This is a genomic window from Duganella rhizosphaerae (assembly GCF_040364205.1).
Taxonomy (GTDB): domain Bacteria; phylum Pseudomonadota; class Gammaproteobacteria; order Burkholderiales; family Burkholderiaceae_D; genus Rugamonas; species Rugamonas rhizosphaerae.
Window position 1 is genome coordinate 370071 of record NZ_BPWK01000003.1, and the last position, 21348, is coordinate 391418.

Below are 21348 nucleotides of genomic sequence, written 5' to 3' on the forward strand. Positions count from 1 at the left end.
GAGTATTATCTCGTCCATGACGCCGAATGTTATCGAAGAAGTCCTGCTGCTGCGTGCGGAGATCGCCGCGGCCGCCGCACGCCTGATCGCCCAGGACGGCCTGGACTACAACGCCGCCAAGCGCAAGGCCGCCAGGCAGATCCTCGGCGACACCCAGCCGCCGCCCAACCTGCTGCCGGACAACGCCCAGATCGAGGCGGAAGTGCGGATCTACCAGTCGCTCTTCCATGCCGACACCCAGCCCGCGCGCCTGTTCCGGCTGCGCACCCTGGCGGTCGACATCATGGACGGCCTGGCCGCCTTCCATCCCTACCTGACCGGCGCCGTATTAAATGGCACGGCCGGCCCGCACGACGACATCCACTTGCAGCTGTTCGCCGACAGCGCCAAGGAAGTGGAGATCTTCCTGCTGAACCGTAATTTGCAAATCGACATCTCCGAGACGCCGCACTTCAAGGGGCCGCGCCACGGCTCGGTCGAAACCGTCAGCTTCATGTGGCACAAGGAAGGCGTGCACGCCGCTTTATATGAGCTGGACGATTTGCGCGGCGCCGTCAAAACCCGCGGCGACGGCAAATTGATGCGCGCCGATATCGCCGCCGTACGAGCCCTACTAGTTAACAGTACTCACGAAAACCCTGATCAAACTCAACCATGAACCAAAAACATCTCGCAGCCTACGTTGTTGTCGCTTTGCTATTCGCCGCATCCGGCGCCTATGTCGGACTAAATAAGCAACCGCCGGCGCCACCGCTGACCACCACCCAGCCGGCCGGCGTCACCGGTCCGGTGGACGCTTTATATAAGCAGTCCCTGCCGGACGCAAAAGGCGTATCGCAGTCCCTGGCCCAATATAAAGGCAAGGCCATGCTGGTCAATTTCTGGGCTCCGTGGTGCGGCCCCTGCGTGCAGGAGATGCCGGAGCTGTCGGCGCTGGCCGCCGGAGAAGAGGGTAAGAAGCTGCAAGTTATCGGAATTGGTATTGATTCGCCAACAAATATCGCCGAATTTAGCGACAAGTTCAAAATCAGCTACCCGGTCTTCGTGGCCGGCATGGCCGGCACCGACCTCTCCCGCTCGTTCGGCAACGGCGGCGGCGGCCTTCCCTACACGGTGCTGATCGGCGCCGACGGCCAGGTCAAGAAGACCTATCTGGGCCGTCTGAAGTTTGACGAGCTGCGCAAGGACCTCGCAACTCTGTAAATAGTTTTACAAGTTTTTTTCTCTTGCCAATGCCGGCGGTTGGCGGCAAAATGCGGAACTTTCGCGGAAAACGGTCCTGAACCATGGCAAAAAACCTCCTACTGCTCAACGGTCCCAACCTGAATTTACTGGGTAGCCGTGAGCCCGAGGTCTACGGCGCTAGCACTTTGGCCGACATCGAACACGCTGCCCAGGCACAAGCCCAGGCAGCGGGCGCGAGCTTGTCCTGCTTCCAGAGCAACCACGAAGGGGCGCTGATCGACCGCATCCATGCCGCCAGAGCGGAAGGCGTGGACGCCATCGTCATCAATCCGGGCGGCCTGACGCATACCAGCGTGGCCCTGCGCGACGCCCTGGCGGGCGTGGCGATACCGTTTGTTGAAGTGCATATTTCGAATATTTACCAGCGCGAGTCGTTTCGCCACCACTCATTTCTTAGCGCGATCGCTATAGGTACTATTTGCGGACTGGGTATCGAAGGATATCGGTTTGCCATCGACTTCGTTCTTAAAAAGCGATAATCTACGCGATCTGCGCGCAATTTCGCGCGGCTCCGCTCAAAAAGCGCTGCCGTTCATACTTACATAACAAGACATTCCTGGGGGTTACATGGATTTACGCAAGCTGAAGACCTTGATTGATTTGGTCGCGGAATCGGATATCGCCGAGCTCGAAGTGACCGAAGGTGAGAGCAAAGTACGCATCGTCAAGTCGTCCGCCCTGCCGCAAAACCAGATGGTGATGATGCAGCCGCAAGGCATGCCGCAATACCACGCCGCCCCGGCACCAGCCGCCGCGCCAGCCGCCGCTCCGGTGGCCGCCGTCGCCGCCGAGCCAACCGGCCACGTGGTCAAGTCGCCGATGGTCGGCACCTTCTACCGTTCGTCCGCACCTGGCTCGCCGGCATTTGTCGAAGTGGGCGCCGTGGTCAAGGAAGGCGACACCCTGTGCATCATCGAAGCGATGAAGCTGCTGAACGAAATCGACGCCGACAAGTCCGGCACGATCACCCAGATCCTGGTCGAGAACGGCCAACCGGTCGAATTCGGTCAACCGCTGTTTGTGATAGGCTAAGACCGGCCTGCGCCCTCCCCATCGGTGACGGGCGCGCCGGCTTGGTCCGCATTCCCTCCTCTACCTGACGTTACCGGCTTGCCGGTGCTCACAGACATACGCGAACCTATCATGTTTGAAAAAATCCTCATTGCCAACCGTGGCGAAATCGCCCTTCGTATCCAGCGCGCTTGCCGCGAACTGGGCATCAAAACGGTTGTGGTCCACTCGGAAGCGGACAAAGACGCCAAATACGTGAAGTTGGCGGATGAATCGGTGTGTATCGGCCCAGCGCCGTCGACGCTCAGCTACCTGAACATGCCTGCCATCATCAGCGCCGCCGAAGTGACGGACGCCGAAGCGATCCACCCGGGCTATGGCTTCCTGTCGGAAAACGCCGACTTCGCCGAACGCGTGGAAAAATCCGGCTTCGTCTTCATCGGCCCCCGCTCCGAATCGATCCGCATCATGGGCGACAAGGTCTCGGCCAAGCAAACCATGATCAAGGCCGGCGTGCCGTGCGTGCCGGGTTCGGAAGGCGCGTTGCCGGATGATCCTAAGGCGATCGTGCAAATTGCGCGCAAGGTCGGCTACCCGGTCATCATCAAGGCGGCCGGCGGCGGCGGTGGCCGCGGCATGCGCGTGGTGCATACCGAAGCCGCGCTGATCAACGCCGTGGCGATGACCAAGACCGAAGCGGGCACCGCCTTCGGCAATCCGGAAGTCTACATGGAGAAGTATCTGGAAAATCCGCGTCACGTGGAAATCCAGATCCTCGCCGACGAACACAAAAACGCCGTCTGGCTGGGCGAACGCGACTGCTCGATGCAGCGCCGCCACCAGAAGGTCATCGAAGAGGCGCCAGCGCCTGGCATCCCGCGCAAGCTGATCGAAAAAGTCGGCGACCGCTGCGCCGAAGCTTGCCGCAAGATCGGCTACCGCGGCGCCGGCACCTTCGAGTTCCTGTATGAGAACGGCGAGTTCTACTTCATCGAGATGAACACCCGCGTGCAGGTCGAACACCCGGTCACCGAAATGATCACCGGCATCGACATCGTGCAGGAACAGATCCGCATCGCCGCCGGCGAGAAGCTGCGCTTCCGCCAGCGCGACGTGATGCTGTCCGGCCACGCCGTCGAGTGCCGCATCAACGCCGAAGACCCGTTCAAGTTCACGCCGTCGCCAGGCCGCATCACTTCCTGGCACGTGCCGGGCGGCCCGGGCGTGCGCGTCGACTCGCACGCTTATGCGGGGTATTATGTACCGCCGCACTACGATTCGATGATCGGCAAGGTGATCACTTACGGCGCCACCCGCGAGCAGGCGATCCGCCGCATGCAGATCGCGCTGTCGGAAATGGTGGTCGAGGGCATCCAGACCAACATCCCGCTGCACCGCGAGCTGATGGTCGACGCCCGCTTCATCGAAGGCGGCACCAACATCCACTATCTGGAACAAAAACTGGCGGACATGCCAGACCTGCATAAACTGAGTTTGAGTAACAAGGCGCCACAATAATGAGCTGGACTGAAATCGTCATCGAAATCGCCCGCGACCACGCGGAAGCACTGTCGGAAGCCCTGATGGACGTGGGCGCGCTGTCGGTGTCCGTGGAAGACGCGGACGAAGGCACCGACGCGGAAAAACCGCTGTTCGGCGAGCCGGGCATGGAACCGACCGAAGCGGCGTGGGATCACAGCCGCGTGGTCGCCCTGACCAACGAAGACGACGACCAGGCCGTGATCGTGGCGGCCGCTGCAGGACAGGTCGGCTTGACCACCCTGCCGAAGTTCACCACCCGCAAGGTGGAAGAGCAGGACTGGGTGCGTCTGACCCAGTCGCAGTTCGCGCCCATCCACATCGGCAAGAACATCTGGGTCGTGCCGAGCTGGCACGAAGCGCCGGACGCCAACGGCCTGATCCTGGAACTGGATCCGGGCCTGGCCTTCGGCACCGGCTCGCACCCGACCACCCGTCTGTGCATGGAGTGGCTGGAAGCGAATCCGGCGCCGGGCAAGACCGTGCTCGACTACGGTTGCGGCTCCGGCATCCTGGCCATGGTGGCCAAGAAGGTCGGCGCCGGCGAAGTGGTCGGCGTGGACATCGATCCGCAGGCGATCGAATCGGCGGCCGACAATGCCCAGCGCAACAAGTGCGAAATCGAGTACTTCCTGCCGGACACCTTCGCGCAATCGAAGCATGCGACGCAGCGTTTCGACATCGTGGTGGCCAACATCCTGTCCAGCCCGCTGAAGCTGATGGCGCCGATGCTGTCGGGCCGCGTGGCCGACGGCGGCGCGCTGATCCTGTCCGGCGTGCTGGCGCGCCAGGCCGAGGAAGTGGCCGCTGCCTACGCCCCGTTCATCAAGCTGGGCGTGTGGGCTGAGCAAGACGGCTGGGTGGCGCTGCACGGCCGCCTCGGCAGCGATGTGGTTCCAGCGGCGCGCTAACCACAGCAATGGCGCTCGCCACCAAATGCCCCCACTGCAACACGATATTTCGGGTCGCCCATGACCAGTTGAAATTACGTGGGGGCATAGTGCGCTGTGGCTCCTGCAATGAAGTCTTCGACGGCAACGCGGCCCTGCTGGAGCCGCTCGCCGCGGCGCCACCGGCGCCCGCATCCTCCCCCGCCCCACTGCCTGACACCACGCCCTTCGACCAGAAGATGGCCGCGCTGAACACCCGCGCCGCCGAAGTGCTGGGCAGCGAATCCGCAGAACCCATTTACACGCTCGAGCTCGATACCGCGATGGACGCGGTCGAAGCAGTCGAAGCGGACGAACATATCGACGCGCCCGCCGCAGTCGAAACCGAAACTCTGGCCGACGCCGACCCGCCCTACGACGACGGGCGCTACGACGACGAACCGATCGCCACCAACCCGCTGACATTGCCAGCCGAGCCGCCCCTGCCACCAGCCGTGGAAGAAGCGCTGGACCTCGATCTGGACGTGGAGCCGGACGCCGAGCCTGAACCGGAGACTGAACCGGCGCCTGAGCCTGCCTCAGCCGCCGCCCAGGAACCGCAGTGGGACGCCGAACCCGACGCCGACGCCGAGCCGCTTGAAAACGCGCTCAGCATCGAAGCCATGTCGGACGAAGAATTGGCAGCCGCGCTGGAAGCCGAGCTGGCCGTCATCGAGCAGAACGACGCCGAACCGGGCGCCGAGGCCGCGCCCACCGCCTTCACCTCCATGCTGGCCGACGAGCGCCGCGAGCCGACGCTGGATGCGGCGCCGGCCGCCGCCATCGCCGCCGCAGCCGTCAGCGAGGCCGAGCGCTTCAACGAACTCGAAGCAGTCGACGAGGAAGCGCTGGTGCAGCTGTCCTCCGCCGGCCTGGCCGAGTCGCAGATCCAGGCCGTCCACGCGCACGCGCTGCTGCCGGACGAGCCCGCCATCGAAGAAGCCCCCGCCACTGAAGACGACGCCGAAGAACCCGGCTTCATCAAGCGCGACCGCCTGCGCCAGAAGTTCGGCAAGGCCGCGACCATCGGCATGAGCCTGGGCGTGCTGCTGCTGCTGGCGACCCTGGCGGCCCAGGGACTGACCACCTTCCGCAACCAGATCGCCGCCGCGCTGCCGCCGCTCAAGCCGGCGCTGACGGCCGCCTGCAACGCGCTCGGCTGCAAGATCGAACTGCCGGCGCAGATCGACGACCTCGGCATTGAACAGGGCGAACTGCAAACCCTGAGCGAGACCACCTTCTCCTTCACCACCCAGCTGCGCAACCAGAGCGCCACCGCGCAAGCCTGGCCGCATATCGAACTGGTGCTGGACGACGCCAGCGACAAGGCCGTGTTGCGCCGCGTGTTCACGCCGCGCGAATACCTGGGCGCCGACGTCGCGCTCGACAAAGGCTTTGCCCCGCACACCGAACAATCTGTCAAACTGTACTTCGAATTGAAACAGCTGAAAGCATCCGGCTATCACATCGCAGTCTTCTATCCTTAAAGACCTATCATGACCCAGACTTCTTTGATTTGCGGCTCGATCGCTATCGACACCATCCTGCAATTCCCCGGCCGCTTCGACAGCATCCTGCTGGCCGACCAGCTGCACAAGGTCAACGTCTCCTTCCTGGCGCCGACCATGCGCACCGAGTTCGGCGGCTGCGCGCCCAACATCGCCTACAACCTGAAGATGCTGGGCGGCGACCCGCGCATCGTCGGCGTCATGGGCCAGGACAACGCCGCCTACATGGAGCGCTTCCGCAAGCTGGGCCTGTCCACCGACAACATCCTGGTCAAGCCGGAAGCCTACAACGCCCAGTGCTTCGTCACCGCCGACGAAGACAACAACCAGATCAACGCCTTCCACCCAGGCGCCATGTCGTACGCGCACGAGAACGACATCGCCAAGGCCGGTCCAGCCGCGCTCGCCATCATCTCGCCGGACGGCCACCTGGGCATGAAGAAGCACGCCGTCGACCTGGCCAAGCTGCAGATCCCGTTCATCTTCGATCCGGGCCAGCAGCTGCCGATGTTCAGCTGCGACGAGCTGATCGAGTTCATCGACAAGGCCACCTACGTCACCACCAACGACTATGAGATCGAACTGCTGATGGACCGCACCGGCCTGACCGTGCCGGACATCGCCGGCCGCCTGAAAGCGCTGATCATCACGCGCGGCGACAAGGGCTCGGAAATCTACACCGGCGGCCAGCGCATCGAGATCCCGGCGGTGCCGGTGGACGCGGCCATCGACCCGACCGGCTGCGGCGACGCCTACCGCGCCGGCCTGCTGTTCGGCATCACCAAGGGCTGGAAGTGGGAAACCACCGGCCGCCTGGCCAGCCTGCTGGGCGCGATCAAGATCGCCAGCAAGGGCGCGCAGAACCACCAGCTGACGGCCGCCGAGATCGCTGACCGCTTCGAAGCCGCCTTCGGCTACCGCTACTAACCCGCACGGCGTGCCGTAAGGGTCTGACCCCGTACGGGGTCAGACCCCAGCCTCACCGGGGTAAAACGCCGCTCAATCGAAGCGTGAATAAAAAAAGGGCAGGCCTCAATGGTCTGCCCTTCTGCTTTAGGGGAGCGCTTATCAGCGTCCGCTGAACAGCATGCCCAGCACCAGCAACGCGATCTGCAGCAGGATCAGCGCCACCAGCAGCGACAAGTCCAGGTTGCCGACCAGCGGCACCACGCGGCGGATCGGCCGCAGCAGCGGCTCGTTGAGCGCGCGCACGAACGGCGCCAGCGGCGCATGCGGATTCACCCAGCTGAAGATCGCCTCGATCACCAGCAAGGCCATGAAGCCGTACAAAATCCATTCCAGGAAGCGCTGGAAGGCCATCAGCAGCACCAGCGGCGTGGTCCAGCCGGCCAGGTACATCACCGAGGTGGCCAGCAGCACGATCAGGAAGGCCCCGATCAGGCTGGCCCAGTCATAGCCGCCCACGCCGGGCACGATGCGGCGCAGCGGGCGCACCAGCCAGTCCGACAGCTGGAAGGTAAATTGGGCCACCGATGCCGGCGGGCGGACACGGATCGCTTGCATCCAGAAACGTAACAATAAAGCCCCGCCCAACAGGGTGGCGATGGCGTCGACAATCAACTTAACGATACTAAGCACGAGTCCCCTCCAAAAAAAAGCCGCTGTGTGATTGTCTCACACAGCGGCCCATTGCCTCAGCAGGCATCCAAGCTATTTAATTAGCTAGGACGGGTGCTGGTTGGGAACGGCCATGCTGCGGCCGGTGCCAACACGGTTTTTGCTGCAGGAGCGGCGGCCGGAGCTGGAGCGGCTGGCTTGGCGACAGCTTCCTTCTTCGGTGCAGCAGCCTTTTTCGGCGCAGCTTTTTTCGCGGCTGGCTTGGCAGCGGCAGGAGCGGCGGCTGCCACCACTGGAGCTGCGGCCGGAGCGGCTACCGGTTTAGCGGCGGCCTTCTTGGCGACTGGCTTTTTAGCAGCTGGCTTGGCAGCCGCTGCTTTAACCGGCTTTTTTGCTGCTGGCTTAGCCGCTGCCTTTGCAGCCGGTTTGGCTGCTGCTTTTACCACTGGTTTTTTGGCGACAGCTTTTTTAGCTGCTGGCTTGGCTGCTGCTTTAGCGACGGCTTTTTTCGCTGCTGGTTTAGCCGCTACTTTTTTCGCTGCTGGCTTGGCTGCTGCTTTTTTCGCTGCTGGTTTAGCGGCTGGCTTGGCGGCTGCTTTTTTAGCTGCTGGTTTGGCGGCGGCTTTGGCGACGACTTTTTTAGCTGCTGGCTTGGCGGCGGCTTTCTTCGCTGCTGGCTTGGCTGCTACTTTTTTCGCTGCTGGTTTCGCTGCTGCTTTGGCGACGACTTTTTTCGCTGCTGGTTTAGCGGCTACTTTTTTCGCTGCTGGCTTGGCTGCTGCTTTTTTCGCTGCTGGTTTAGCGGCTGGCTTGGCTGCGGCTTTTTTAGCGACTGGCTTGGCGACAGCTTTTTTCACTGCTGGTTTAGCTGCTGCTTTTGCTGCTGGCTTGGCTGCTGGTTTAGCGGCGGCTTTTTTCGCGACTGGCTTGGCAGCGGCTTTTTTCACAGCTGGTTTAGCGGCTGGTTTGGCGGCAGCTTTTGCTGCTGGCTTGGCGGCGGCTTTCGCTGCGACAGGCTTTTTCGCTGGGGCGGCGGCTTTAGCGGCCGGTTTCTTTGCTGCTGGTTTCTTTGCGGCTGTTGCCATTTTTAGTTCTCCTTCATCGGGGATGGGAAAAATTCATTACAAGATTTAAACCCGTCCGGCCCGGAATTAGGCCAGGCGAATTATTCATCGGCACAAACGAACGACGGTTTGCGCTAATGAATTCGGCACCAGCTGAACTGCTGCAACCCCTCACGAGTGCAGCACTTCAGCCATTAACCTGGTCGCCGTCCGTGGCCGGGCGGCGCTCAGGTACAAATCTTGTTGCGACGTTTTGCGGATGGTCGGGCGTGTACTCAGCTCCAGGGACCTACGTCGCTGACCTCCACCGTTTTCGTTTTCAAACAAAAAGCCGCCCAGCCTGAACCTAATCAGGCGAGACGGCTAAACAAAAACGGTGTGGTCTTGTGCATATCTGTGTGAATCTGTATCCCGTATCGCGATCATTTCTGCGGCGTGTGCGACGTCAAATTTCTGCACACTTCAAAACACGCATTTTCAATCTCGTAAAGTACACGAAAACCTTGTCGGTGCGCAACCAGCACGATAGATATTCATGCGCTTTTTTTCGCGTTAAGCGATTCAACTCACATGCGCATGCCGATTCTGCATGCCCGCTTGCGTCGTCGCGCCGCGATGTGCGCGCTCAATCGAGTTCGAAAAAACGTTCGCGGTCTCGCGCGAAAAAGGAGTGCTTCAAAGCGCGCCTTGTGCCGTCTGGGTTTCTGCGACGCCGTCGTCGCCGGCGAAAAAATCCGCACCACCCGCTGTCGAATCCGAGAGCGCTTGCGCATCGCTTGCGCGCCGCCGCTACTCACTGTTTTAATTTCGTCGCGATTATGAGACAGAGTGCGGCGAATGGCAAGCAGAATACTGCGGTGCGCGCCGCCGTTGATGCGCTGCGCTGCGGATCGCGGCGCTGTTCGCGCAGCGCGCACACGTGCGCGACGCGCCGCGCGATCGGATCGCGTTCACTCCTCGTCGTCGATTTTGCGGCGGTACAGCCAGGCGTTCATGTCGCCGGCGAAGCGCTTCATCAAGCGCGACAAGTCGCGTCGTTCGGTCGCGGTCCAATCGGCCATCAACTCGGCGACGATGTTCTCGCGCATGCGGTCGATGGCGTCCGCCATCTCGCGGCCGAGCTCCGTCACCTCCGCTTCGCGCACGCGCTTGTCGCGCGTGCCGGCGCGCCGCACCACCAGACCCAGTTCGTCGAGGCGAGCCACCTGCCGGCTGACGGTGGTGTAGTCGCGGCCGACCATGTCGGCCAGCTCCACCACGCCGAGTGGACCGCGCCGGTCGATGCGCACCAGCAGCGGCAGCAGCGCGCGCTCCAGCGGCATGGCCATGTCGGCCATCAGCGTATGGTCGGGCTCCGGACGGCTCATGAAGCCGATGATGTCCAGCAGCGCGTCATGCAAATCTCGGATGTCTTTATTCATATGTGCATTATACACATAGTTATTGACACGATTTTGAGGCCGGAATAATATGTGCAAAATACACATACATAGGAGCCCCGCATGAACACCATCCACACCGACATCCTCATTTGCGGCGCCGGCGCCGCCGGCCTGACGCTGGCGCTCGACCTGGCGCGGCGGCATATCGGCTTCCTGCTGATCGACCAGGCGGAGGCGCCGTTCACGGGTTCGCGCGGCAAAGGCATCCAGCCGCGCAGCCTGGAGATCTTCGAAGCGCTGGGCGTGGCCGACCGCATGGTGGCGGCGGGCGGCTACTATCCGCCGCAGCGCAAGTACCGCGCCGGCGGCGGCTACGACGAGCAGCCGTCGACCGAAGCGGCCGCGCCCTCGCCGGCCGAACCTTACGGCCAGCCGCTGATGCTGCCGCAGTATCTGACCGAAGGCGTGCTGCGCCAGCGCCTGGCGGAGCTGGGCCACGCACCGCGCTACGGCCACGCGCTGGCCGGCTTCGAGCAGGATGCCGACGGCGTCAGCGCGCGCGTCGCCACGGCGGACGGCGAGACGGCGGTGCGGGCGCGCTACCTGGTCGGCGCCGACGGCGGCCGCAGCTTCGTGCGCAAGGCGCTCGACATCGGCTTCCCCGGAGCATCCATGAAGGTGCGCGCGGTGGTCGCCGACCTCGCGCTCAGCGGTTTGGAGCGCGGCGTCTGGCACCGCTGGGGCGACGGTCCCCGGCAGCTCGGCCTGTGTCCGCTGATGGGCACCGGACTATTCCAGCTGCAGATGCCGGTGCCGCTGGAAGGCGACGTCGACGTGTCGGAGGCGGGACTGTCCGCCGCCATCGCCGAACGCACCGGGCGCGCGGACATCGTGCTGCATGCGGTGCATTGGCGTTCGGTATACGAGATGAGTTCCCGGCTGGCGGAGCGCTACCGCGTCGGCCGCGTCTTCATCGCCGGCGACGCCGCGCACGTCCACCCGCCGACCGGCGGCCAGGGCCTGAACACCAGCGTGCAGGATGCCTGGAACCTCGGATGGAAGCTGGCGGCGGTATTGGACGGCGCGCCGGATGCGCTGCTCGACACCTACGAGACGGAGCGGCGCGCGATCGCCGCCGGCATGCTGGGACTGGCGACCCGGCTGCTCGACGCGGCGCGCCAGCAGGGCGACCTGCGGCGCGGCCGCGAGACGCAGCAGCTGGACCTGGGCTATCGGACGTCGCCGCTGTCGCTCGACGAGCGGCCGCAAGACGCAACGCGGCAGGACGCGCTGCACGCCGGCGACCGCGCGCCGGACGCGCCCTGCCGCGGCGCCGCCGGCCAGCCGCTGCGTTTGTTTACGCTATTGAATAGCGGCGACTGGTCGCTGCTGCGCTATGAGCCGGCCATGCCGTCATCGCCGGCCGACGCGCGACGCGGCCTGCGCACCATCGACATCGGCGCCGCCGGCGAACTGCGCGACGACGGCGGCCATCTGCGCGACGCCTACCGCTTCACGCCCGGCGACCTGGCGCTGATCCGGCCCGACGGCTACATCGCCGTGCTGAGCCACGATGAGCGCTCGCCGGCGCTGGCGGCGTACCTGGCCAGCGTGGGGCAGTCGCCTCGGTGACGCGATCTGTTTCAGGCCGCGAAAAGCAAAAAGCCCGGCAAATGCCAGGCTTTTCGTTTGATGCTGTCCAACCGGGTCGGGATCAGTCCCAGTTCAGCGCGCCGCCGGTCTGGTATTCGATGACGCGGGTCTCGAAGAAGTTGCGTTCCTTCTTCAGGTCGATCATCTCGCTCATCCACGGGAACGGGTTTTCTTCCTGCTCGAACAGCGTCTCCAGGCCGATCTGGGTGGCGCGGCGGTTGGCGATGAAGCGCAGGTAGCCCTTGAACATGGTGGCGTTCAGGCCCAGCACGCCGCGTGGCATGGTGTCTTCGGCGTAGGCGTATTCCAGGTCCACGGCCTTCAGGAACAGCTGCTTGATCTCTTCCTTGAACGCAGGCGTCCACAGCAGCGGGTTTTCCATCTTGATCGTGTTGATCAGGTCGATGCCGAAATTGCAATGCATCGATTCGTCGCGCAGGATGTACTGGTACTGCTCGGCGGCGCCCATCATCTTGTTCTGGCGGCCCAGCGCCAGGATCTGGGTGAAGCCGACGTAGAAGAACAGGCCTTCCATCAGGCAGGCGAACACGATCAGCGACTTCAGCAGCTGCTGGTCGTTGTGCACGGTGCCGGTGGTGAAGGCCGGGTCGGTCAGCGTGTTGATGAACGGGATCAGGAACTCGTCCTTGTCGCGGATCGACTTCACTTCGTTGTAGGCGTTGAAGATCTCCGCCTCGTCCAGGCCCAGCGACTCGACGATGTACTGGTAGGCGTGGGTGTGGATCGCCTCTTCGAAGGCCTGGCGCAGCAGGTACTGGCGGCACTCGGGGGCGGTGATGTGGCGGTAGGTGCCCAGCACGATGTTGTTGGCGGCCAGCGAGTCGGCGGTGACGAAGAAGCCCAGGTTGCGCTTGACCAGACGGCGTTCGTCTTCGGTCAGGCCGTTCGGGTTCTTCCACAGCTCGATATCGCGCTGCATGTTCACTTCCTGCGGCATCCAGTGGTTGGCGCAACCGGCCAGGTATTTATCCCATGCCCACTTGTACTTGAACGGCACCAGCTGGTTGACGTCGGTTTTGCCGTTGATGATGCGCTTGTCGTCGGCATTGACGCGACGCGCGACTTGCTCGGCATTGGCTTCGCCGGTGGCCAGTGCGGCTTGATTGACTGCAGCTTGTGGTGCGGCCGATGCGGCCTCTTCGTCCCAGGACAGCGACATAATGGATTCCTTCTGAATTCGGTGTTAAAAGAACCGCCCGGACGGGCCGGGACGGTTCACTCTCTATATTAGTACGTTTTTACTGGCAAGCTTCGCATTCCTCGAAACCGTCGTCGCCCGGACGCAGGTAGCAGGCCGCGCCGTCGGCTTCGGCTTGCGCCACCGACGAGGCCGATGCCGCCGAACCCGCCAGGGCCGCCGTCGCCGGACCGGCCGCCGACATGGCGCTGGCCGACATGCCGCCGTCCACGGCCACCGCGTTCAGCGCGCCGGTCTTGGAGGTCGATTTCTCCATGTGGGTGGCGGCGATGGTGCGCAGGTAGTAGGTGGTTTTCAGGCCACGCAGCCATGCCAGTTTGTAGGTCTCGTCCAGCTTCTTGCCCGACGCGCCGGCCATGTAGATGTTCAGCGACTGCGCCTGGTCGATCCACTTCTGGCGGCGCGATGCTGCTTCCACCAGCCAGGTCGGCGACACTTCGAACGCGGTTGCATAAATGTCACGCAGGTCTTGCGGGATGCGGTCGATCTTGGCCAGTGAGCCGTCGAAGTACTTCAGGTCGGAGATCATCACCTCGTCCCACAGGTCGCGCGCCTTCAGGTCGCGCACCAGGTAGGCGTTGATCTCGGTGAACTCGCCCGACAGGTTGGACTTCACGTACAGGTTCTGGAAGGTCGGTTCGATGCAGGCCGACACGCCGATGATGTTCGAAATGGTCGCGGTCGGAGCGATCGCCACGCAGTTCGAGTTACGCATGCCGAACTTCTTGATGCGGTCGCGCACCGGGGTCCAGTCCATGGCGGCCGAGGTATCCTGCTCCAGGTAGCCGCCGCGTTCGTCGGCCAGCAGCTTGATCGAGTCCTGCGGCAGGATGCCGCGGTCCCACAGCGAGCCTTTGTACGACTGATAGTGGCCGCGTTCTTCGGCCAGTTCGGTCGAGGCCAGGTAGGCGTAGTAGCACACCGCTTCCATCGAGGTGTCGGCGAAGGACACGGCTTCGTTCGACGAGAACGGAATGCGCATCATGTGCAGGCAGTCCTGGAAGCCCATCACGCCCAGGCCCACCGGACGGTGGCGCATATTGGCGTTGCGCGCTTTGTCGACGGCGTAGTAATTGATGTCGATCACGTTGTCCAGCATGCGCATCGCGGTGCGGATGGTCTTCTTCAGCTTGACGTGATCCAGCTTGCCCTCTTTCATATGGGCTGGCATGTTGACCGAACCCAGGTTGCAGACGGCGATTTCGTCAGGACCGGTGTTGAGCGTGATCTCGGTGCACAGGTTGGAGCTGTGGACCATGCCGACGTGCGACTGTGGCGAACGGATGTTGCATGGGTCCTTGAAGGTGATCCATGGGTGGCCGGTTTCGAACAGCATCGACAGCATCTTGCGCCACAGGTCCAGCGCGGCGATCTTCTTGAACACGCGGATTTCGCCGGCGGCGGCCTTGGCTTCGTAGCCCAGGTAGGCTTTTTCGAAGGCCTTGCCGACCAGGTCGTGCAGGTCAGGCGTATCGGATGGCGAGAACAGGGTCCAGTCGCCTTTTTCCATCACGCGCTTCATGAACATGTCCGGGATCCAGTTGGCGGTGTTCATGTCGTGGGTGCGGCGGCGGTCGTCGCCGGTGTTCTTGCGCAGGTCCAGGAACTCTTCGATGTCCATGTGCCAGGTTTCCAGGTAGGCGCACACCGCGCCCTTGCGCTTGCCGCCCTGGTTGACCGCGACGGCGGTGTCGTTGACCACTTTCAGGAACGGCACCACGCCTTGCGATTTGCCGTTGGTGCCCTTGATGTGGGCGCCCAGTGCGCGCACCGGGGTCCAGTCGTTACCCAGGCCGCCGGCGAACTTGGCCAGCAGGGCGTTTTCCTTGATGGCGTCGTAGATGCCTTCCAGGTCGTCCGACACGGTGGTCAGGTAGCACGACGACAGCTGCGAACGCAGGGTGCCCGAGTTGAACAGCGTCGGCGTCGACGACATGAAGTCGAAGGTCGACAGCAGGTTGTAGAACTCGATGGCGCGCGCTTCGCGGTCGCTTTCGTTCAGGGCCAGGCCCATGGCGACGCGCATGTAGAAGGCCTGCGGCATTTCGATGCGGACGTCACGCACGTGCAGGAAGTAGCGGTCGTACAGGGTTTGCAGGCCGATGTAGCCGAACTGCAGATCGCGGTCGGCGACCAGCGCCTTGGACAGGCGGGCCAGGTCGAACTCGGCCAGTTTGACGTCCAGCAGTTCGTTGGCGATACCCTTGGCGATGTATTGCGGGAAGTAGGTCACGTATTCGGCTGCTGCCGCGCCCTGCGCGACTTCCTTGCCGAAGACTTCCTTGCGGATCGTGTGCAGCAGGATGCGGGCCGTCACTTGCGAGTAAGCCGGATCTTTTTCCATCAGCGCGCGGGCGGCCAGGATGGCGGACTTGTGCAGCTCTTCGACCGGCACGCCGTCGTACAGGTTCTTCAGCGTCTCGGCCAGGATGGCGTCGGCGTCGACGTGCTTTTCCAGGCCGATGCAGGCGGCGTTAATCAGGCCGGTGACGCGGTCCATTTCCAGCGGCTTGCGCTCGCCGTTTTCCAGCACGTGGATTTGCGGCGCTTCGATCGCGGCGGTGGCGCCTTGCGCTTCCTTGGCGGCGCGGCGCTCTTCCATATGCTTGGCGCGATACAGCACGTAGGCGCGGGCGACATCGTGTTCGCCGGAGCGCATCAGCGCCAGTTCAACCTGGTCTTGCACGTCTTCGATGTGGAAGGTGCCGCCCGATGGCTGGCGGCGCACCAATGCGGTGACCACGCTGGCGGTCAGCTGTTCTACCAATTCGCGCACGCGCGCCGAAGCTGCGCCCTGGCCGCCGTTAACGGCCAAAAAAGCCTTGGTCACGGCGATGGCGATTTTCGACGGTTCAAACGCGACGACCGCGCCGTTACGGCGGATGATGCGGTAGTCACCGAGGTCGCTGGCGGCCGTGACCGGGCTGCTGGCGGTGCTCGCAGCGGCTGCTGGTACCAGCGCTGGATTGATGGTGATGTCTTGAGTAGATTGCATTTAAGCTCCCCGATAACAGCGTGCAGTCAGTGCTGCGCGACGTAATGTTGTATGAAAAAAGGCCAAAATGAAGCGACCGGCCAAAACCTGCCTGGCTGGTTAAACTGCAATAAAATGGGTGGTGAACTGGCCTTGTCGGCTTGTAAATAGTTTAAGAACCAGTGTCATGAGAACTACTATATCTAGTGATTGGTGTGAATCGATACACTGATTGTAGTGGTCAGGTCAGGCTAAGACAAGTGGAAATTTTGAGGTTTACGGCAATTTTTCTATTGACTTTGCGGAAGCCCTTTTGCGAAGCGTAGTCCGGCGCTAGCACCCACTAACGCGAGCTCATCCGGTGCCTTTTGATTAAGCAAAGTCTGCCAGATTTTCCGATAACATTCCCAATCGAACAACGGTCCCGGGTCGGTTTTCCGGCCCGGCGCGATGTGTTCATGACCCTGCACATCGGTCAGCGGATAGCGCGTTTGCAGCGCCAGCGTCAGCGCCGCCAGCGCCTGGTACTGGGCCGGCTCGAAGCCGCTGTCGTCCGTGCCTTCCAGCTCCACGCCGATCGAATAGTCGTTGCACTTCTCCCGCCCCTGGAAGGCCGACAGCCCCGCGTGCCAGGCCCGCTCGTTGGCAGAAACATACTGCACCACGCGGCCGTCACGGCGGATGAAGAAGTGGCTCGACACTTTCAGCCCCCGCAGGTCCGCGAACGAGGGGTCAGTATTATAGTCCAAGCGGCCGCTGAACAGGTCGGACACGTGCGGGCCGCCGTAACAGCCGCCCGGCAGCGAGATGTTATGGACCACCAGCAGCGTGATGTCGGCCGGGTCGGGACGGCAGTCGGCATGGGGGCTGTCGTAGCGCCGCGCCGGCAGCCACCAGCCGTCGGCGCCCAGTTCCGGCGGCCTCACGCCTCCGGCTCCTGGATGTTCAGCTTCTGCATCTGGTAGCGCAGCTGGCGGAAGCTGATGCCCAGCAGCTGGGCGGCCTGGGTACGGTTGAACTGGGTCTGCGCCAGCGCCCGCAGGATGATGTCGCGCTCGATCTGGTTCAGGTAGTCGGGCAGGCTGCTGGGCAGCGCGTCCAGGTGCGGCAGCGGCAGCGTGCCGGCGGCGGACGGCGCCGGCTCGGCCGGCTGCGGCGTCGGCAACGGCGCCACGTCCAGCGCGGCGGCTTCGGTGACGGCCATGTATGGCGCCGGCAGCGCGGGTGTCGGCAGCGGCACGATCGCCTCGACCATGCGCGCGCCCTTCAACGCCAGGTCGGCCACTTCGATCACGCCGTCGTTGGCGAAGGCCAGCGCCCGTTCCAGGATGTTTTCCAGCTCGCGCACATTGCCGGGGAAGGAGTAGCCGCGCAGCGCATCGAGCACGCCCTCGCCCAGCAGCACCTTGTGCTCGAAGGTGCCCAGCCGCTCCAGGATGGCGCCGGTCAGCACGGCCAGGTCGTCGAGCCGTTCGCGCAGCGGCGGCAGGCTCAGTTCAATCACGTTCAGGCGGTAGAACAGATCCTGGCGGAAGCTGCCCTGCTCCACGCACTGCGCCAGGTTCTTGTGGGTCGCGCTGATGATGCGCACGTCGACCGGTTCCTCGGCGGTGGCGCCGATCTTGCGCACGCGCCGCTCCTGGATCGCGCGCAGCAGCTTGACCTGCATCGCCAGCGGCAGGTCGGCCACTTCGTCGAGCATCAAGGTGCCGCCGTTGGCCGCCTGGAAGAAGCCGTCCCGCTCATCGGCCGCGCCGGTGAAAGCGCCCTTGCGGTAGCCGAAGAACTCGGCCTCCATCAGCGCCTCGGGGATGGCGCCGCAGTTGACGGCGATGAAAGGCTTGCCGTTGCGCGAACTCTGGGCGTGAATCTCGCGCGCGGCCAGCTCCTTGCCGCTGCCCGATTCGCCGTTGATGGCGATCGGCGCCATCGAGCGCGCCAGCCGCGCGATCTGCGCGCGCAGCGCCTGGATCACGGCCGATTCGCCCTTCAACCGGCTGGCCGGCGGCTCGGTGCTGAGCGCTTCGCCCGGCGGTTCGGCGTTCAGTCGCAGCGCCGACTGCACCATCACCCGCAACTGGTCCAGCGCCACCGGCTTGGAGATGTAGTCGAAGGCGCCGGCCTTGAGCGCGATGACGGCGTTGTCGGCGCTGCCGAAGGCCGTCACCACCGCGATCGGCGTGTTCTTATATGCGGCGCTCACTTCGCGCACCAGCTCCAGCCCCAGGCCGTCGGGCAGGCGCATGTCGGTCAGCACCAGCTGGTACTCGCGTTCCGGCGTGGCCAGCAGGCCGCGCGCCTGCGCCAAGGTGGCGGCGCTGTCGACGTCCAGCCCCATTTTCAGCAGGGTCAGTTCCAGCAGCTCGCGCAGGTCGGCCTCATCGTCGACGACCAGCACGCGAGGCGCGCGTTGGGAACCTCTAGCACTCATCAAACAGCCTTTCTACGTCTGCGCCGGATGGGCGAAGGTGATTACAAATCGCCCGCGCGAGCGGGGAGTCCCATCGGGGCTGGCTTTGATATCAAAACGATATTCGTAGTCCAGTCGCGCCTCGTTATTCAAACACAATTCGCGCGCCAGATATAGTCCCAGCCCGGTACCCTTGCTGGATGTGGTGTAAAACGGCTCGAACAGGTGGGCGCGCACCTCGGGCGAGATGCCGGGGCCGTCGTCCTGCACGTGCAGCTCCATCCTGCGCGCCTTGTCGCTGACCAGGTCCATGCGGATCGAGTCCGGCCCGCCGCTGGCGTAGCGCACCGCGTTGTTGAGCAGGTTGAGCACCACCTCGCGCAGGTGCAGCGCGTCGAAGCGCACCAGCGTGCCGGCCGGCGCCGAAGCGCCGATGATGTCCGGCGTCAGGCCGTGGGTCTCGATGAATTCGGTTTTCAGTTCGGCCAGGAAGACGTCCAGCGCCAGCGGCTCGCTGTGCGGCTGCACCTTGCGCGACAGCTGCAGGATGTCCTCGACCATGCGGTTGACCCGCGCCACGTTGTCGCCGACGATCTTCAGCAGCCGCAGGTGGACCGTGCTGTCGAGGTCCTCGCCCAGCAGCGCGGTGGCGTGGCCGATGGCCGACAGCGGATTGCGCACCTCGTGCGCGATGCTGGCGGTGAGCCGTCCCATCGACGCCAGCTTCAGTTGCTGCGCCTGGTTTTCGATGCCGGTCACGTCCTGCAAAAAGATCACGCTGCGCTCGGTGCCCAGGCCGGCCGTGTCGACCGCCGCGAAGCGCACCTTCAAATGCGCGGAGAGGTCGCGGCGCGCGCTCCAGGCGGCCGTCACGTCCTGCAGCGCCGCCTCGGCATACGGCTTGATGGTGACATAGGAAGTGCTGCGCGCGGCGTCGGCGCGCCATTCGGCATAGGCTTGCGCCAGCGGCGCCAGCGCGGCGGCGGCCGACAGGCGGAACTTCATCTCGGGGCCGACCATGCCCAGCATCTGCTGCGCCGCCGGATTGCCGGCGAACACCTGGCCGTCGGGATCGACCACCAGGATGCCGTCGCCGACGTTGGCCATCACCAGCCGGTTCACGGCCTGCTGCACGGTGATCTCGACGCCGCGCTGGATCGCCAGTTCCTCCTGGCCGATCAGCTTGGCCGCCATGCGGTTGACCACCAACACCGCGGCAAAGAAGGCCGCGCCGTACAGGCCCGCCTGCAGGTAGGGCTGGTCGCCCTCCATCATGAACACCTGCCAGGTCGATTCGGCCAGCATGAACAGCGCCACCAGCGCGGCGCAGAACAGCGACAGCAGCAGCGGCGCCAGGATGGCCGAACCGGCCAGCGGGAACAGGTAGAGGATGGCCAGGCCGCTGCGCAAACCGCCGCCGGCCACATACAGCAGCGAGATGATGGACAGGTCGCAGGCGATCTGCGACAGCAGCTGCAACAGGAAGCGGCGCTGCCAGTAGACCGCCGTCAGCGCGAACACGATCGCCAGGCCCAGGTAGATCAGGCAGATCTGCAGGTAGAGATAGGGACCGGAGGCGCGCAGGCCGTGGTTGTCGAAGCTCAGGTAGACCAGCAGCACCAGCGCGATCACCACGCGGGTGGCGTTGAGCGTCTGCAGCGAGCGCCAGAAGGTTGCGCGCGATTCGGCCGACAGGGCTTGCAGGCGCGCGATCACGCGCTAGACCTTATGCCGCCGGCAGCGTGGCGTGGGCCGCGCTGCAATAGTCGCGGCCGCGCGCCTGCACGGATTCCGATGCCGGATAGAAGATGCCGCAATGGGCGCATTGCAGCATGGTCTCGGCCTCGGCCACGACCTTCTCGTGCGAACGCGCGCCGCCCCCTCCCGCAGGTTGCTGCGGCTCGCGGAACTGCTGCTGGTGGCGCTTCTGCGCCTCGCGGATCTTGCTGCGAACGGCGAAGATCACCAGGAACACCAAGGCCAACCAAAAGATAATACGGCTCATGCCCAACCCTTATGCAAAACCACTTCAAACACAAAACGGCTGCCGACGTAGGCCAGCAACAAGGTGGCGAAACCGGCCAAAGTGAAGCTCAGCGCGGTCTTGCCGCGCCAGCCGCGGAAGCGGCGGCCCGCCAGCAGCGCGGCAAACAGCACCCACGACATCAGCGTGAACACCGATTTGTGGTCCCACTTGAGCGCCTGGCCGAACAGCTGTTCGGAGAACACGATACCCGATAACACGGTCAGGCTGAGCAAGGCGAAGCCGATACCTATCATGCGGAACAACAGCTTTTCCATCGTCAGCAGCGCCGGCAGCCGGTCCAGCGCGCCGGACATGAAGCTCTTGCTGTCGGTGCGGGCGTGCAGGCGTTTTTCCTGCAAGGCCATCAGCACCGCATGGAAGGCGGCCACCGTCAGCGTGCTGTAGGCCAGCGTGGCGATGGCGATATGCCAGCCGAACAAGGGCGACTTGCCCTCCAGCGGGATCACGTTGCCGGGGAAGCCCAGTTGCAAGGCCGCCGCCAGCGCCGCGTTCGGCATGACCAGGCGGCGCATGCCGTCCAGGCTGAAATTCTGGTTTTCTATCCAGTACGCGCCCACCGACACCCACAGCGCCGACGACAGCATGGCGGCGAAGCCGATGCGGATGGAGCCCGCGCTGGTGCCGGGAAAACCCGCCACCTCGGACCACAGGCCGGCGCCGTGCAGCAGCCAGGCGGCGGCCGTCAAGCCGGAAATCAGGACGGCGCGGCGCGACGGCAGCACCGCACAGAGGAGGTACAGCGCGATGGCTGCGAAGAGTAAGGAAGTCTGCATGTCCTTCAGTTTACAC

19 protein-coding genes are annotated in these 21348 nt (G+C 63.8%); 9 read left to right on the forward strand and 10 right to left on the reverse strand.

Going from position 1 to position 21348, the window contains the following annotated elements:
• Nucleotides 1-16 precede the first annotated feature (16 nt).
• The 8 genes from RUGAMON1_RS08930 to RUGAMON1_RS08965 all read left to right on the forward strand — a co-directional run bounded on the left by RUGAMON1_RS08930 (nt 17) and on the right by RUGAMON1_RS08965 (nt 7159).
• Nucleotides 17-658, forward strand: coding sequence for a hypothetical protein (locus RUGAMON1_RS08930; protein WP_445230168.1), 642 nt, complete (start codon nt 17-19; stop codon nt 656-658).
• A complete protein-coding gene (locus tag RUGAMON1_RS08935) occupies nt 655-1203 on the forward strand; it encodes a TlpA family protein disulfide reductase (protein WP_445230169.1) in 549 nt (182 codons plus the stop codon). The genes RUGAMON1_RS08930 and RUGAMON1_RS08935 overlap by 4 nt, the downstream gene beginning before the upstream one ends.
• A gap of 83 nt (nt 1204-1286) precedes the next feature.
• Nucleotides 1287-1724 carry a type II 3-dehydroquinate dehydratase gene (gene aroQ, locus RUGAMON1_RS08940; protein ID WP_020701157.1) on the forward strand — a complete coding sequence of 146 codons (438 nt, stop codon included), beginning with the start codon at nt 1287-1289 and terminating at the stop codon, nt 1722-1724.
• A gap of 88 nt (nt 1725-1812) precedes the next feature.
• Nucleotides 1813-2277: an acetyl-CoA carboxylase biotin carboxyl carrier protein gene (accB, locus tag RUGAMON1_RS08945; RefSeq protein ID WP_445230170.1), complete on the forward strand. Its 465-nt coding sequence runs from the start codon at nt 1813-1815 to the stop codon at nt 2275-2277.
• 111 nt (nt 2278-2388) lie between these two features.
• Nucleotides 2389-3774, forward strand: a complete 1386-nt coding sequence (gene accC, locus RUGAMON1_RS08950; protein ID WP_116991630.1) for an acetyl-CoA carboxylase biotin carboxylase subunit — start codon at nt 2389-2391, stop codon at nt 3772-3774.
• Nucleotides 3774-4706 (forward strand): 50S ribosomal protein L11 methyltransferase, encoded by a 933-nt coding sequence (gene prmA, locus RUGAMON1_RS08955; RefSeq protein ID WP_445230171.1) that lies wholly within the window; start codon nt 3774-3776, stop codon nt 4704-4706. The genes accC and prmA overlap by 1 nt, the downstream gene beginning before the upstream one ends.
• 8 nt (nt 4707-4714) lie before the next feature.
• Nucleotides 4715-6211, forward strand: coding sequence for a DUF3426 domain-containing protein (locus RUGAMON1_RS08960; RefSeq protein ID WP_445230172.1), 1497 nt, complete (start codon nt 4715-4717; stop codon nt 6209-6211).
• Nucleotides 6212-6220: 9 nt separating this feature from the next.
• Nucleotides 6221-7159 carry a carbohydrate kinase family protein gene (locus RUGAMON1_RS08965; protein ID WP_445230173.1) on the forward strand — a complete coding sequence of 313 codons (939 nt, stop codon included), beginning with the start codon at nt 6221-6223 and terminating at the stop codon, nt 7157-7159.
• A gap of 141 nt (nt 7160-7300) precedes the next feature.
• Here the strand turns inward: RUGAMON1_RS08965 and RUGAMON1_RS08970 are convergent, their stop codons facing one another.
• The 3 genes from RUGAMON1_RS08970 to RUGAMON1_RS08980 all read right to left on the reverse strand — a co-directional run bounded on the left by RUGAMON1_RS08970 (nt 7301) and on the right by RUGAMON1_RS08980 (nt 10295).
• On the reverse strand, nt 7301-7831 hold the full coding sequence (locus tag RUGAMON1_RS08970; RefSeq protein WP_301546345.1) for a YggT family protein: 531 nt from the start codon (nt 7829-7831) through the stop codon (nt 7301-7303).
• An 80-nt stretch (nt 7832-7911) separates the two neighbouring features.
• Complete coding sequence (locus RUGAMON1_RS08975) at nt 7912-8895, reverse strand: transcriptional regulator (RefSeq protein ID WP_445230174.1); 984 nt, start codon at nt 8893-8895, stop codon at nt 7912-7914.
• Nucleotides 8896-9824: 929 nt separating this feature from the next.
• Entirely contained in the window at nt 9825-10295 is a 471-nt protein-coding gene (locus RUGAMON1_RS08980; protein ID WP_445230175.1) for a MarR family winged helix-turn-helix transcriptional regulator, read from the reverse strand.
• An 81-nt stretch (nt 10296-10376) separates the two neighbouring features.
• Between RUGAMON1_RS08980 and RUGAMON1_RS08985 the strand changes: the two genes are divergently transcribed.
• Complete coding sequence (locus tag RUGAMON1_RS08985) at nt 10377-11888, forward strand: FAD-dependent oxidoreductase (RefSeq protein WP_445230176.1); 1512 nt, start codon at nt 10377-10379, stop codon at nt 11886-11888.
• Nucleotides 11889-11970: 82 nt separating this feature from the next.
• Here RUGAMON1_RS08985 and RUGAMON1_RS08990 read toward each other — a convergent pair whose 3' ends face one another.
• From RUGAMON1_RS08990 to RUGAMON1_RS09020, 7 genes are all read right to left on the reverse strand, one after another.
• Nucleotides 11971-13089 (reverse strand): ribonucleotide-diphosphate reductase subunit beta, encoded by a 1119-nt coding sequence (locus tag RUGAMON1_RS08990; protein WP_445230177.1) that lies wholly within the window; start codon nt 13087-13089, stop codon nt 11971-11973.
• 79 nt (nt 13090-13168) lie between these two features.
• Complete coding sequence (locus tag RUGAMON1_RS08995) at nt 13169-16123, reverse strand: ribonucleoside-diphosphate reductase subunit alpha (RefSeq protein WP_445230178.1); 2955 nt, start codon at nt 16121-16123, stop codon at nt 13169-13171.
• 269 nt (nt 16124-16392) lie between these two features.
• Complete coding sequence (gene ampD / locus RUGAMON1_RS09000; RefSeq protein ID WP_445230179.1) at nt 16393-17028, reverse strand: 1,6-anhydro-N-acetylmuramyl-L-alanine amidase AmpD; 636 nt, start codon at nt 17026-17028, stop codon at nt 16393-16395.
• Nucleotides 17025-18533 carry a sigma-54-dependent transcriptional regulator gene (locus RUGAMON1_RS09005; RefSeq protein ID WP_445230180.1) on the reverse strand — a complete coding sequence of 503 codons (1509 nt, stop codon included), beginning with the start codon at nt 18531-18533 and terminating at the stop codon, nt 17025-17027. Before RUGAMON1_RS09005 ends, ampD begins: the two co-directional genes overlap by 4 nt.
• 12 nt (nt 18534-18545) lie before the next feature.
• Entirely contained in the window at nt 18546-20228 is a 1683-nt protein-coding gene (locus RUGAMON1_RS09010; RefSeq protein WP_445230181.1) for a sensor histidine kinase, read from the reverse strand.
• A gap of 10 nt (nt 20229-20238) precedes the next feature.
• Entirely contained in the window at nt 20239-20517 is a 279-nt protein-coding gene (locus tag RUGAMON1_RS09015; RefSeq protein ID WP_445230182.1) for a PP0621 family protein, read from the reverse strand.
• Nucleotides 20514-21332, reverse strand: a complete 819-nt coding sequence (locus tag RUGAMON1_RS09020; RefSeq protein WP_445230183.1) for a cytochrome C assembly family protein — start codon at nt 21330-21332, stop codon at nt 20514-20516. The genes RUGAMON1_RS09015 and RUGAMON1_RS09020 overlap by 4 nt, the downstream gene beginning before the upstream one ends.
• Between the last annotated feature and the right edge of the window lie 16 nt (nt 21333-21348).